Source organism: Acidovorax sp. FHTAMBA (assembly GCF_038958875.1).
Classification (GTDB): Bacteria; Pseudomonadota; Gammaproteobacteria; order Burkholderiales; family Burkholderiaceae_C; genus Acidovorax.
Window position 1 is genome coordinate 170,429 of record NZ_CP152407.1, and the last position, 13,602, is coordinate 184,030.

Below are 13,602 nucleotides of genomic sequence, written 5' to 3' on the forward strand. Positions count from 1 at the left end.
GGTTCAAGCCACCGTGACTTCGACCCACTCCACCGCGGCGCCAGGGTGGACGATCTGCGCAACCCGTTCACCCCAAGCCTGGGCGAAAGCGCGCCGGTCGTCTTCGGATGCCTGGGGGCCCAATGCCTGGCGCAGCAACTGGCTCAGTGCGGCCGGGTGCGGTGCCGGGAGCCCCCGGCGCACAAACTCCACCGCCTGCGCGGTATCCACGCGCGTGAACCGGATGTCGCCGTCCAGGGGCACATCGAACTGCAGCAAGTCCCTGCGGCCAAAATGACCGGCCAGGCCCTTGAAGCCCCCCGCGTTGGCAGCGCCAGTGACCAGAGCCGCCACGCTGGCGACGACACCTGTCACGCCTTCGTCCAGCGGCTGGCGCAGCTCCACCCTGATGCCGCCGCGCCGCGGCGTGCCGCCCGGGTACAGTCGCTCCATAGCACACCGCGTCATCAGCCAGGCGCCGGCCACCGTGGGGCAGGAATGCCCGGTCAGCTTGACTGCGTCGATGTAGCGGTACTCGATCAGGCCCTCCTCGGCAGAGCCGAGTAGCCGGGCCAGCGGGTCCATCATCACGATGGCGGGCACAGCGTCGTAGTAGGCGGGGTAAGCGGGTTGGGCGGGGTTTTGCATTGTTGTCATGCCTGCGTGAGTTCTTGCGCTTGCCGCGCCCAGGGCCATCGAAGAATGCGGCCCAGGATGGCGTTGCGAGCAATATAGGGCTGGCGCCAGGTTCGGCTGTCACTGGAGGTGTCGCGGTTGTCCCCCAGCAAAAAGTAGTGCCCGGGTGGCACCCGGTAAGTGTCGCTGAACACCGATGGGCTGGCATAGGGCTCCGCAAGGGCGCGGTCATCAATGCAGACCTGGCCGTCCCTGATCGCCACCGTTTCCCCGGGCAGGCCGATGATGCGCTTGACCATGGCCTGGCCCAGCTCACGCGAGTCCATGACTACCAAGTCCCCCCGGCGAACGGGGGCGCCGCGCCCCAGCCTGCGCGTCAGCGCCAGGCTGCCATCGAACAGCGTGGGTGCCATCGAGTGCGACCGAACCCGGGTGAACCAGAGCATCAGTGGTGCCCGCAGCCGCCCGCAGCATGGCCGTGCGCATGGCTCGCATGGTCATGCCCGTGGTCATGGCCCTCGGCGTATTTGAAGAACGACACGTAGGCGTCCATGTAACCACGCGCCGCCACCAGGTCGTCGGCATCAAAGTTCTTGAGCGCCAGGGCGTGGTTGAAACGCTTTTCCAACTCGGCCCAGCGCGGCGCCTCGATCAAGCCGCGCAAGGGCTCGATTGTCCCTTGGTCAAGCGCCTCGTCCGCAGCGCGCACCTGCGGGGGAATGACGGTACCGGAGGGCTTAATGCCGTCGTACCCCGCGCCTTCGCCTGCGCGGTGGATGCGCACCAGGTTTTCCAAAAACCACTGATCGGCCAGCGATGCCGCCTCACCGCCCGCTGCGCGAACCCTGCCGGCGCGCTCAAAGGCCGCGCGCACCTCGGTTTCGTCTTCGGCACGCACCCATTTCAAGGCGATGTTGACATTGCCCAAGTCCAACGCCCGGCGTCCGTCGAGGACCGCCGGACCATCTGCGGTGTCGCAGTGGGCAGCAGCGGGGCGAACGATCAGGCGGCCAAGCGAGCCGGCGAGCTTGCGCACCAATGTGATGAGTGTTGTCATGGTCTTCTCCTTGCGTGATGGATGAATGGCAGAGGTTTGTGCCCCTGGATGCCCGGCAAATCCGCCTGCACGCCAAGTGAGTTCGGCCAACGGCTCAGGCGTTCAAACCAATGCAGCTACCCTTAGCAAATATCAAGACTGCCAAGTCCGTGCAGGCAGCACGTGTATCACGCCAGCGCGGTTGTTGCGTTCCATCATTAGCCCATCGCCCACTCCCTGTCCGCATATGAATCATGCCCCCGCTTTCTTTAACCACCAGCACGCGCAGCTTGACGCGCAGTTACACGCCCATTTGCTGGATGTCGCGGGCGCGGACTTTGGCAGTGCGCTGCAGCGCCTGCAGCGCTGGCGCACCGACCTGGCGCAGCACATCGAGGTGGAAAACACCCGCCTGCTGCCCCATGTGCCCGAGGGCGCGCGCTGGGCGGCGCGGGTGTACCTGCTGGAGCATGAGCGCATTGCCCTGCTGGCCGAGGAATACATCGCGCGCGTGCAGGCGGTGGTCTGCCACCCGCCACCGGACGAAGCCGCCCGGCGCCGCACCGTGTTGATGCTGATTGACGCCGCCCATGCGCTGCGCCATGTGCTGGAGCACCACCACGAACGCGAACACACGGCCCTGGCCCATGAACTCCCGCTGGACCTGCAGGAGGCCGCCTGGCGCGGGGTGGAAGGCGCCGGAGCATGAGGGCGCCGGTTTTTGCGGTGAAATATGGCTTGAGCGCTTATCCAGAAAGCGCAAGAAGCTATCAAAACAAGAGCTACTGACATGACGCCCCGCCCCCTCACCGTGGACGACCTGCCCGGTCTGCTGGACGTGCAGCGCGCCTGCTACGGAGACGAATACGTCGAAAGCGCCGAGGTGTTCACGCGCCGCCTCGCCAGCCCGGCGCAGTGCTCGCTGGTGCTGGAAGACGGCGGGCGCGTCTGCGCCTACCTCGCGGCCTACGACTCGCGGCTCGGCAAGGTCACGCCGCTGCACGGCGACTTCGAGGCCGTGCCGCAGGCCGACACGCTGTATCTGCACGACATGGCCGTGCTGCCCCGGCTGGCCGGGCGCGGGCTGGCGCGCGCACTGCTGGATCCGTTGTGGCAGCAGGCGACGGCACGCGGCCTGCGCCAGTCGGCGCTGGTGTCGGTGCAGGGCTCGCAGGGCTTCTGGGAGCGCCATGGGTATGCGGCGCAGCCGCTGCACGACGCCGCGCAGAGCCAGCGGCTGGCCGCCTACGGCGCGGGGGCTGTGTACATGGTGCGGGGGCTCAACTTCCCTTGACCAGCGCCATGATCTGTCCGGCATCCAGCGTGCTGGCGCGCTGCTGGATTTGCGGCAGATACTGCGTCTGCAGGTTTTGCGCAGGGCCCAGCAGGCTCTGGTAGGTCGAGCGCAGCAGGGCGGCGTCCATCACGCGGCCGCCGGCGTAGTAGCGCTTGGCCAGTTGCCCCAGTGCGTACGTGGTGGCGAACGAGAAGGCCATGCCCGTGGCCGCGCCGCCCACCTTGCCCATGGTTCGGCCCAGCGCCTTGCCGATCAGGCCGCCGAGCAGCTTGCGGCCAAACTGCTCGATGTACTGCGAAGTCATGCCGATGCCGGCAGCGGCGATGAATTCCTTGATGTGGCCCTGGTCCAGCTCCACGCCGTGGGCCTGGCCGATGCGGTAGACCAGCCGGATCTGCAGCGGAATGATGGCCATCGAGGCCCACGACTGCGGCAGCAGTTCGAGCGCACCGTTCAGGATGGCGGCGTTCAGGATGGTCTTGTCCAGTTCGGCGTCCTGCGCGGGCGCCGGGGCTGTGGTGGCAGCAGCAGCGGTTGCCGCACCCGTGCGCCAGGACGGGGGCGCGCTTTCCGTCTGCGCAGCCACGGCGTCGGCCTGGGCCTCGAAGTCGCGCAGGCCGGCGTTCTGCTCCAGGCCCAGCTGGCGGCGCAGGTAGGCCAGAAACTGCTGTTCTGCCGCGCTCTGGCTGCCGTCGGCGTCGCACACGCACACGGCCATCTCATAAGCCAGCTGGCGGTGTTCAGGCTCGCGCAGCGCCGCCACCGCGCCCGGCACCGTCACGCGCTTGAGCAGCACGTCCTGGTACAGGCTGGCCAGGGGGTGCCCGCCCTGGTCGTCGGCGAGCGAATCGGCCAGGTTGCGGATGGCCTCGCGCTCGCTGTCGGCCTTGTGGCCATCGGCAAAAGCGGCAAACAGGGCCAGGGTGAGCAGGGCGCGCTGGGATTCGGGGTTCATGGGGTGAGATTCCTTGGGCAAAGGGGGACAGGCACATTGTTGACCACACCCACTGACCCGCGCCAGCGCGCCAGGTTCCCCGGTACCGCAAGCGTCACAGGCCATGGCGATAATGCGCGCCATGCCCCACCGCTGGAAACCCAACGTCACCGTGGCCGCCCTCATCGAGCGCGATGGCCGCTTTCTGCTGGTCGAGGAAGAAACCACCGACGGCCTCAAGCTCAACAACCCGGCCGGCCACCTGGACCCTGGCGAGTCGCCCATCCAGGCCTGCGCCCGCGAGGTGCTGGAAGAAACCGCGCACGACTTCGAACCCACGGCGCTGATCGGTGTGTACCTCAACCGCTTTACCAAGACGCGCACCGGCGACGACATCACCTACCTGCGGTTTGCCTTTGCAGGCACGCTGGGCACGCACCATGACTGGCGCAGCCTGGACGCGGGCATCGTGCGCGCCCTGTGGCTCACGCCCGACGAAATCCGCGCCTGCCCCGAACGCCACCGCAGCCCCTTGCTGCTGCGCTGCCTGGAGGATCATCTGGCGGGGCAGCGGTTTCCGCTGCATCTGGTGCACACGGATGTGAGCGTCACCAGCCCGGCCGACTGAACATCACTGCGCCGGCAGCACCGCCACCTGCGGAATGAGCCGGTGGTAGAAGCGGATGGCGTCCTGGTAGTTCGCCACGCTCAGCCGCTCGTTGGTGCCGTGAAAGCGCTTGAGGTCTTCGCTGTTCGCGCGGATGGGCGAAAACTTGAAGATGTGGTCGCTGATGGCGCCGTAGTGGATGGAGTCCGTGCCCGCCACCATCAGCCCCGGGGCCACCAGCGCGTCGGGAAACACCTCGCGGATGGTCTGGTTCAACACCCGGTATTGCGCCGAATCGGTGGGCGCCACCTTGGACGCATCCACCGCCCCGGGCAGCGCCACCAGTTCGAATTTGCCGCCCGGCGCCGCATCGGCCACATGGCTGTGCACATGCGCCAGCACGCCCTCTTTGGTGTCGCCCGGCAGGATGCGGAAGTTCACCGTGGCCTCGGCGCGGCCGGGCAGCACGTTCTCTTTGTTGCCCGCGTTGACGATGGTCAGCGCCGTGGTGGTGCGCAGCATGGCGTTGGTGCTGCCCGCGCCTTCCAACTGCTTTTGCACCACGGGGCCAAACAGCCACAGGTTGGACAGCGCCACGCGCGCAAAGCCACTCATCTCGGGCGCCAGGGTGTCGAACATTTCAAACGCCACGCCCCGGATGCCGGCCGGCAACTGTTTGTCCTCCAGGCGCGCGAGCGCCGCGCTCATCATGGCAATGGCGCTGGTGCCCTTGGGCGGCGGCATGGACGAATGCCCCGGCGTGGCCGACACCTTGAGCACCACCGACATGTAGCCCTTCTCGGCCACGCCGATGAGCGCCGTGGGCTTGGCAATGCCGGGCATCAGGCCTTCAAGCACCAGCAGCCCCTCGTCAAGCACAAAGTCGAGACGCACGCCGCGCTGTTGCAGCAGCGCGGCAATCTGCTGGGCACCGCGCGCACCACCCACCTCCTCGTCAGCGCCGTAGGCCAGGTAAATGGTGCGCGGCGGCTGGTAGCCGCTGGCCAGCAGCATCTCGACGGCCTCCATTTGCGAAAGCAGGTTGCCCTTGTCGTCCCACGAGCCACGGCCCCAGATGAAGCCGTCTTTGACCTCACCGGCAAACGGCGGCACCTCCCAGTCGCCCTCGGTGCCGGGCGCCACGGGCACCACGTCCTGGTGCGCCATCAGCATGATGGGCCGGGCCTGCGGGTCGGCGCCCTTCCAGGTGTAGAGCAGACTCAGGTCGCCCACCACCTCACGCTGCAGTGCGGCATGCACGCGCGGAAAGCGCGCCTGCAGCAAAGCGTGCAGCGCCTTGAACTGGTCGGCACTGAGCTGCGCGTCGTCGCGCGAGGAAAGGGTCTGCAGGCGCACCGCCTCGGCCAGGCGCGCGGCCACAGCCGTCGCATCCACGGCCACCGGGGCGAGGGGCTCCACCTGCAACTGGCGCGAGCCTTTGCGGACGGTGTTGATGCCGACTGCCGCCACCAGCAGCACGAACAGGGCCAGCAGGCCCCACAGGGTTTTCTTGAGCATGGGGGTTGTCTCCTGGAAGCGCATCGTAAACCGCACCGGCACGGCGGGTCGTGCCGACCAGCGCTACACCCCGCGCAGCACACTGAACTCTCTGAACAGCCGCGCCGGCAGCGGCGTGTCAAGCCGCCAGACGATGCTCATCGGTCGGTCACCCTCTGCCGACTCCAGCGTGACAGGGCCACAGGCACGGTAAGCCTCGCCTTTGCGCGGCCGCACGAAGAGTTGGAACTGCCAGCCATTGGTCGCGCTTTCGAGGTATCGCCGGCCACCTGGCGTATCCGGGCCAGCGCTGTTCTGGCTTTGCCAATGGAATCGCTCCGCGCTGATCGCATAGTCGTGGTACGCGATGCGGTCGTGGTAGCCCTCGCTCTTGTCGAGTGTGACGAACAACAGCTCGGTTTTGCGGCTGATCAATGACAAGGTGCCCGCCTGGAAGGGTACGCGGCGCGACGCTGTCAGCCAGCCCACTGCGGTGAGGATTTCACGCGCACCATACGCAGCGTGCAGGCACAAGGGCGTATCTTCGAGACTGGGAATCGGATGCGCGCCCAAGGTGCTGCGGGCTTGCAGTAACGCAGACAACTCCACCAGCTCGGCCGCAATGGCGGGGTGCTGCGCCACGCGCGCCATGAAGGCCTCGTGCCCGCCGGCCTGCTCATGGCGCCCATCTATCTGGTAGGCCAGCATTTGCACGCCCAATGCTTCCTCTGCCGTGGGCACCTGCGAATCTTTGTGACGCGTGCCGACTGCGGCCATCACATCGAGCCGACGTGGATCGTCCACATGCAGCAGGTCGCCAAAGCGGCGGCTGAAGTAATCCTCCTCCGGACCTGGCTCTGCCACCATCAGGCCTGCATCGCGCTTCAGTGCCGTCCAACCACTACGGCCTTGACCGGTACCAGCGCGGTAGACGTCTTCCAGCTCCAGTGCCTGGTCGTGCACAAAATCGGCCAACTGCACGGTCGAGCGGCCACGCAGCGCGGCGTAGGTCTGCAGCTCGGTCTTCAGACGACGCCAGTTCTGCGATATCAAGGCCCGCAATCCTTGCAGCACCTGCTCGCGCGTCTGGCGCTGCAGATGAATATGACAGCCGGGCGGCAAACTGCCGAAGCCGTTCTCCACACCGTCCGTCAGCTCGCGGCGAGACAAGCCGGTCAGACTGGACAACAGACGGTCAAACCGAAACTCCGTGCGGTGCTGACCCACAAAATCGAGCACCAGACAGCTTTCCTTGCCGGGCGCCAGACGCAGGCCGCGGCCAATCTGCTGCTGAAACAGCACCGGGCTTTGCGTGGGCCGCAGCAACAACAGAGTGTCTACCATCGGCAGGTCGATGCCTTCGTTGTAGAGATCCACAGTCACCAGCGCACACAACTCGCCGCTCAGCAGACGCTGCGGCGCTCGGCGCCGCTCTTCGCTGGCCGTTGCACCGACCACACAAGCGGCAGGAAGCCCCGCGCGATTGAGCCAATCGGTCATGAATTCGGCGTGGGCCACCGACACACAGAAAACGATGGCCCGCGACTGCCTTGCGTCAGACGCCAAGCGGCGCCATTCATTGATGACGAGTCGGGCGCGCACGTCGTTGCCCGTGACCAGGTTGTCCACCGCCTCCCGTTCCCCCGGCCGGTCCCAAGGCACTTCCGAGAAGTCGGTGGCATCGTCGCAGGCGTAGTACTCAAACGGCGCCAACAGTTGCAGGTCCAGCGCATGCCACAACCGCAGCTCGACCGCCGGGCTGCCGTCTGGCCGTGCATCGAAATACTGCGCGATGGGTTGGCCGTCGCTGCGCTCAGGCGTGGCTGTCAGCCCAAGCAACACGCTGGGGCGAACTGCTTTGGCTAAAGTATCAAACCGGTCAGCAGCCAAGCGGTGGCATTCGTCCACCACCACCGTGTGCCAGTGATCGGCACCCACGGTGGCCACAAGATTGCGGCTGGTCAGGCTGTCGATGGTGGCAAACAGGTGATCCCAGCGCTCGGGTTGGTGGCTCCCGGTGAGCAGCTCACCGAAATCAGGGGCGCGCAACACTTCACGGTAGGTGCGCAGGGCCTGGCGCAGGATTTCCTCGCGATGGGCAACAAACAGAAGGCGCGGGCGCCCGCCTTGCCTGCGGCAGGTGTTGCGGTAGTCGAACGCCGCGACCACCGTCTTGCCGGTACCCGTGGCTGCCACCAAGAGGTTGCGGCTACGGCCATGGGCACGCTCGGTGGCCAGCTGCTCCAGCATCTCCTGCTGATACGTCTTGGGCTGGAGGTCAAAAAAGCTGCTGGTGGTCGAGGGTTCGCCGCCAAACGACTCGCGGCCCAGCGCTGCCGCCAGGGCTTGCCGGTGTTCAACGTTGCCCGGGTCGTAGCGCTGAAACTCGCTGTCCGCCCATAGCGTCTCGAAATGGGCCACGGCCCGGGCAAACAGTGCCTCTTGCGCACGCTGGGTCAGTTTGACGGTCCACTCCAGGCCGCCGGTCAGCGCCGCACCCGAGAGGTTGGCACTGCCCACATACGCCGAACCGAAGCCGCTCTTGCGCTGGAACAGCCAGGCCTTGGCATGCAGACGGGTGCGCCGGCCATCGAGCGACACGCGCACTTCGCACCCAGGCAGGCGCGCCAGCTCGTCCAGCGCACGCGCCTCGGTCGCGCCGGTGTAGGTGGTGGTGAGGATGCGCAGGCGGGTCTTGCGTGGCGTCTGCCCTGTTGGTTGCGCGCCCATGGCCGTGATCTGCTGCAATACGTCCTGCAACTTGCGCACGCCGGAGACGGTGATGAAGCTGACCAGAATATCTACCTGGTCGCTGGATGCCAGCTCACGGCGGATTTCCTGCAGCAGCGAAGGCGAGCCTTTTCCGGCGGTAAAGAGCCAGGGAACCGCCAGACCTATCTCCGGCGACGCCGGGAACTGCTGGTCACGCTGGACCGCGCGCAGGACCCGCAACGGAGAGGCAATCAGGTCAATGACATCCGCGGATGGACCAGAACCCGTCGAACCATCGACACCGGAGAGCCGTTGGCGCAGCATCACCAGCAGCCCGTTGACCAGTTCCAGTTGCGCTTTGACTTTGTCTGCATCGTCGCCGGACATGTCGCCAAGGAGGGTCGCGAGCTGGCGCGTGATAGCGTCGATCAGGAGATCGGCCGCTCCGCCCTTTATCGCCGACACATTGGCCCGGGACGGGTCCAGCTCAGCGAGCGATCGGGCCAGGCCCTCGGTCAATAGCAGGTCGTACAAACCATCGGGCAATGCCATCGTCGTCGTCCTTGGTGTGGGTGCGGCTGCCTTGATTGTCCTGGCAAGACGCCCTCTGGAGCCTGTCGCCGCAGAACCATCGCAAGCATGGGGGAAAGTTGTTGTGCTATTTGGCATAAAAACAGCCTCCAGCCCAATCCCAGCATGCGTTAAAAGCTATTTTTACAATAGCGCTATGCTCCCCATTTGTTCAGCGATAGCCGGATAATCCTGCCCATGAAAAAGCAACGCGTTGTCGTGGGCCTCTCGGGCGGGGTGGATTCCGCCGTCACCGCCCACCTATTGAAGCAACAGGGCCACGAGGTGGTCGGCATCTTCATGAAGAACTGGGAAGACGATGACGACAGCGAATACTGCTCGTCGAACGTCGATTTCGTGGACGCCGCCGCCGTGGCCGATGTGATCGGCATCGAGATCGAGCACGTCAACTTTGCCGCCGAGTACAAGGACCGCGTGTTTGCCGAGTTCCTGCGCGAGTACCAGGCCGGGCGCACGCCCAACCCCGATGTGCTGTGCAATGCCGAGATCAAGTTCAAGGCCTTTCTGGACCACGCCATGCGCCTGGGCTCCGAGAAGATTGCCACGGGCCACTATGCCCGTGTGCGGCAGAACGCGGCCACGGGCCTGTTCGAACTGCTCAAGGGGCTCGACGCCTCGAAAGACCAGAGCTACTTCTTGCACCGCCTGAACCAGGCGCAGCTGGCCAAAACGCTGTTCCCCGTGGGGGAGCTGCACAAGACCGAGGTGCGCCGCATTGCCGAGGAGATCGGCCTGCCCAACGCGAAGAAGAAGGATTCGACCGGCATCTGCTTCATTGGCGAGCGGCCGTTTCGCGAATTCCTCAACCGCTACATCAGCCACGCGCCCGGCCCCATTCAGGATGACCGGGGGCGCAAGCTGGGCCGGCATGTGGGCCTGAGTTTCTACACGCTGGGCCAGCGCCAGGGCCTGGGCATCGGGGGTGTGAAAGAGAAGGGCGCGCAGCGCGGTGCTGGCGACCATGCGCCCTGGTTTGTGGCCCGCAAGGATCTGGAGAAAAACACCCTTCGTGTGGTGCAGGGGCATGACCACCCCTGGCTGCTGTCCCACCAGCTGGATGCTCAGGACGCGAGCTGGTGCTCTGGTCAGGCGCCGCTGCCGGGCGCGTACGCAGCCAAGACCCGCTACCGCCAGCAGGATGCCGCCTGCACCGTGGTCAGCGCCGATGGCGGGGGTTTTCGTTTGGATTTTCCGCAGGCGCAGTGGGCGGTCACCCCCGGTCAGAGCGCGGTGCTGTATGACGGCGAGGTGTGCCTGGGCGGGGGGGTCATCGTGGATGCCACGCAATGACGGCGCCACTGCAATCGTGGCGCGGCAACCTCGACAGTAAGCATTCAACAGAAAGGGCGACCGGAGTCGCCCTTTTTTGAGTGCTTCAGGCGCTTATTTCACCGCATCGAACAGTGCGCGGGCCTGTGCATGGCAGAACGGAGGCTCGTAGGTACCGTGGTAGGCGCCATAGTAGGTTGCAAACGCTGCCGATGTCGGGTCGGTCGGGGCCTGGCCACCCGGCCCGAAGGTGGCCTGGATGGCGGCATCGACATCCACCGACGTCACATTGGTGAGGCCGCGGCTGTCGAAGTCGGCCTTCATCACCTGCTGGTGCACCGCCGGCGGAACGGTGGGATCACCAGCACCGCCGCACAGCAACACGCGCGCCTTGGGGTTCCAGCCCAGAAGGTCGTTCTTCTTGGCGGCCAGATACAGGGGGTGGGTGGTGCTGGTCTGTGAGCCCTGGATGAACTCGGGCTGGAACAGTGCGTCACGGGCCTGGTTGGGAGTCCCGCCGGGCAAAGTGCCGGACGTGACCAGGGTGGTGTAGTTCAGCGTGGGGCTGGGCAGCAGGTTTTCGACATAGCCCGAATACGGGGCCTTGAAAACCTGCTTGACGTCGGTGTAGACGTTGCCATAGACCTTCTGCCAGGCTGTTACCAGGTAGGGTACGAAGAACTGCACCCCGGCAATGGCGTCGGGAATGCGCAGGGAACCCGACAGGTTGTAGGGGCCCGCGAGGTGAGCGCCCGCAACCACGTTGAATTCGGTGCCGTAGTCGCGCTCGGCGGCACGGTGGGCCGCCATGGACGAGTGCCCGCCTTGCGAGTAGCCCGTGAACATGACCTTGCCGGAAAGATTGGCGCCCACCGCTCCTGCGGCGTTGCGGGCCGCACGCACCGAGTCGATGACGGTTGTGGCTTCCGAATCAGCGTGCAGATAGGGGTGGTAGCTGTAGCCCGATTTGGCAAATCCCAGGTAGTCGGTGGCTACCACCGCATAGCCTTGGGCCGCATACATGGCAGCGAGGAGAAAGGTCTCGCTGTCCTGGGGGTTGGCCAGGGTGCGCAGCTTTTGCACGTCGGTGCCCTTGGCATAGGCCACCAGGGGCGCCCCAACCTCCAGCGCCTCGCACAGGGGGCTTTGCGGGACCAGGCGGGGTTCCGCGAACAGCTGGAGCAACTGGCCCCCTCACTGAACTATGACGCCCTCTTTGCCAGCGCCCTTCAAGGGCGGCCTGCAGTTTTGGGCTATTACTTCACCAGTGACCGGGACGGAAGAGCCAAAGGATCTTTACCAGCGCCCGCCTTGCCCGCTGAGAGACTTCGCGGCCTGCCCTTACGTGCAACATCCTGGGGCGGCTACGGAAGCAATATCGAAGAACTGGCGCGTGCAGTTCCAGTGGCAGGTTTCTTCAACTCCATCACCGATGACGACGGGGTTGTCCGATCACTTCCCTTGCTCGCGGAGTATCAGGGCAAGTACTACGAGTCGCTGGCCTTGGCGATGTTTCGTGCCCTGCTGGAGCTGCCCGACATCTACCCTGACTACGTGAATGCCCACCCCCAGGGCGCGCACGATACGCTGCGCAGCATTGTGCTGCGCCAGCATGGCCGGGAGCTTGCGCTCCCGGTGGACGACAAGCTTGCAACGCTGATCCCCTTTCGCGGGCCCGGCGATGTGGATGGGGGGTCATTCCGGTATGTCTCCGCATCCGACGTTCTGGATGGAAGGCTGCCTGCCAGCAGTCTTCAGGGAAAGCTGTTGCTCGTCGGCTCGACCACTCCGGGCTTGCTCGATCTGCGTGTAACACCCGTTGGCAGAACCTACCCGGGCGTGGAAGCGCATGCCAACATGCTTTCTGCGTTTCTCGATGGCAAGAGCATCGTCCGCCCGGACTATGCAGTGGGCTTTGACGCCGCCCAACTGTTTTGCACGGGCGTCCTTTTGGCCATTGCCTTGCCCCTGCTTTCCGCCACGTGGGCAGTGCTGCTCAGTGTGGCGGTAGTTGCCATGCTTGCGGGCGTCAATCTGTGGCTCTATTTCGCACAGGGCCTGGCGCTGCCACTGGCAACGGTGACGGTGATGGCGATCGCTGCCTTCGCACTGAACATGGTTTACGGCTATTTTGTAGAGAGCCGGGCCAAGCGCGAACTGGCTGCGCTGTTTGGAACCTACGTACCCCCCGAGCTGGTGGACGAGATGGTCAAGCAGCCGGAAAACTACAGCATGCAGGCGGCCAGCCGCGAACTCACGGTGATGTTCTGCGACATGCGGGGTTTTACCGCACTGTCCGAGCAAATGGACCCCTTGCAACTGCAGGCCCTGCTCAACGACGTTTTCAGCCGGCTCACCCACATCATCCGCAGCCATCAGGGAACCATTGACAAGTACATGGGCGATTGCGTGATGGCGTTCTGGGGCGCCCCGGTGCCCATGCAGGAGCACGCCCAGCGTGCAGTGCAGGCGGCGCTGGACATGGAGCGCGCGGTCGAGCAGTTCAACGCCTCCAACCGCGAACGCGGGCTCCCTGAAATCGGCATCGGTATCGGGCTCAACACCGGCACTATGTGCGTGGGCGACATGGGCTCGGACATTCGTCGCAGCTACACGGTGATCGGTGACGCCGTCAACCTGGCTTCGCGCCTGGAAGGCCTGTCCAAACACTATGGCGTACGCACGGTGGTGAGTGAATCCACAAAGGTCCAGGCGCCCCGGTTCGCCTGGCAGGAACTCGACCGTGTGCGCGTCAAAGGTAAGGCCCAGGCGGTCGCCATTTATTCGCCGGTCGCGCTGCAGGATTCGCTAACCCCCCAAAAAACCCGGGAAATCGCCATCTGGCAGCGGTGTCTTGACGCCTACCGTGCTCAAGACTGGGCAGAATGCAGCAAGCTGCTGACGGACTTGTGCCAGACCGCTGTGCCCACCGTCCTCTACGACCTGTACACCGCCAGGGTCAAAGGCCTGGAGGGACAAGTCCGCGACCCCAATTGGGATGGCTCCACCACTTTTGACACCAAGTAGATAACAAGGATGAGCCC

At 65.3% G+C, this 13,602-nt stretch carries 12 protein-coding genes; 5 read left to right on the top strand and 7 right to left on the bottom strand.

Features of this window, described 5'->3' with window-relative positions; genetic code table 11:
* Window positions 1–3 precede the first annotated feature (3 nt).
* From AAFF19_RS00750 to AAFF19_RS00760, 3 genes are read right to left on the bottom strand one after another with little or no spacing between them, the layout of a single operon-like run.
* Entirely contained in the window at window positions 4–636 is a 633-nt protein-coding gene (locus AAFF19_RS00750; protein ID WP_201740994.1) for a hypothetical protein, read from the bottom strand.
* Window positions 633–1,061 carry a signal peptidase I gene (lepB, locus tag AAFF19_RS00755; RefSeq protein WP_114656068.1) on the bottom strand — a complete coding sequence of 143 codons (429 nt, stop codon included), beginning with the start codon at window positions 1,059–1,061 and terminating at the stop codon, window positions 633–635. The genes AAFF19_RS00750 and lepB overlap by 4 nt, the downstream gene beginning before the upstream one ends.
* On the bottom strand, window positions 1,061–1,672 hold the full coding sequence (locus AAFF19_RS00760) for a DUF6448 family protein (RefSeq protein WP_291478385.1): 612 nt from the start codon (window positions 1,670–1,672) through the stop codon (window positions 1,061–1,063). Before AAFF19_RS00760 ends, lepB begins: the two co-directional genes overlap by 1 nt.
* Before the next feature lie 226 nt (window positions 1,673–1,898).
* Between AAFF19_RS00760 and AAFF19_RS00765 the strand changes: the two genes are divergently transcribed.
* Together AAFF19_RS00765 and AAFF19_RS00770 are read left to right on the top strand one after the other, a co-directional pair.
* Window positions 1,899–2,360, top strand: coding sequence for a hypothetical protein (locus AAFF19_RS00765; RefSeq protein WP_342721069.1), 462 nt, complete (start codon window positions 1,899–1,901; stop codon window positions 2,358–2,360).
* 81 nt (window positions 2,361–2,441) lie between these two features.
* Complete coding sequence (locus AAFF19_RS00770) at window positions 2,442–2,945, top strand: GNAT family N-acetyltransferase (protein WP_342721070.1); 504 nt, start codon at window positions 2,442–2,444, stop codon at window positions 2,943–2,945.
* Here the strand turns inward: AAFF19_RS00770 and AAFF19_RS00775 are convergent.
* The gene (locus AAFF19_RS00775) at window positions 2,932–4,068 is read right to left on the bottom strand and encodes a DUF533 domain-containing protein (RefSeq protein WP_342721071.1); all 1,137 of its coding nucleotides are present in this window, start codon (window positions 4,066–4,068) and stop codon (window positions 2,932–2,934) included. The genes AAFF19_RS00770 and AAFF19_RS00775 overlap by 14 nt on opposite strands.
* On the opposite strand from AAFF19_RS00775, the gene AAFF19_RS00780 reads away from it, so the two are divergent.
* Window positions 4,025–4,510 (top strand): NUDIX hydrolase, encoded by a 486-nt coding sequence (locus AAFF19_RS00780; protein ID WP_342721072.1) that lies wholly within the window; start codon window positions 4,025–4,027, stop codon window positions 4,508–4,510. The two genes, AAFF19_RS00775 and AAFF19_RS00780, sit on opposite strands and share 44 nt — an antisense overlap.
* 3 nt (window positions 4,511–4,513) lie before the next feature.
* Here AAFF19_RS00780 and AAFF19_RS00785 read toward each other — a convergent pair whose 3' ends face one another.
* Together AAFF19_RS00785 and AAFF19_RS00790 are read right to left on the bottom strand one after the other, a co-directional pair.
* Window positions 4,514–6,031 carry a M20 family peptidase gene (locus AAFF19_RS00785; RefSeq protein WP_342721073.1) on the bottom strand — a complete coding sequence of 506 codons (1,518 nt, stop codon included), beginning with the start codon at window positions 6,029–6,031 and terminating at the stop codon, window positions 4,514–4,516.
* Between the two features lie 39 nt (window positions 6,032–6,070).
* Window positions 6,071–9,250 (bottom strand): DEAD/DEAH box helicase, encoded by a 3,180-nt coding sequence (locus AAFF19_RS00790; protein ID WP_182119998.1) that lies wholly within the window; start codon window positions 9,248–9,250, stop codon window positions 6,071–6,073.
* 216 nt (window positions 9,251–9,466) lie between these two features.
* Between AAFF19_RS00790 and mnmA the strand changes: the two genes are divergently transcribed.
* Window positions 9,467–10,579, top strand: a complete 1,113-nt coding sequence (gene mnmA, locus AAFF19_RS00795) for a tRNA 2-thiouridine(34) synthase MnmA (RefSeq protein ID WP_342721074.1) — start codon at window positions 9,467–9,469, stop codon at window positions 10,577–10,579.
* Between the two features lie 93 nt (window positions 10,580–10,672).
* On the opposite strand, the gene AAFF19_RS00800 is transcribed toward mnmA, so the two are convergent.
* Complete coding sequence (locus tag AAFF19_RS00800; protein WP_342721808.1) at window positions 10,673–11,734, bottom strand: lipase family protein; 1,062 nt, start codon at window positions 11,732–11,734, stop codon at window positions 10,673–10,675.
* Here AAFF19_RS00800 and AAFF19_RS00805 point away from each other — a divergent pair.
* Window positions 11,705–13,585, top strand: coding sequence for an adenylate/guanylate cyclase domain-containing protein (locus AAFF19_RS00805; RefSeq protein ID WP_342721075.1), 1,881 nt, complete (start codon window positions 11,705–11,707; stop codon window positions 13,583–13,585). The two genes, AAFF19_RS00800 and AAFF19_RS00805, sit on opposite strands and share 30 nt — an antisense overlap.
* Window positions 13,586–13,602: the final 17 nt, after the last annotated feature.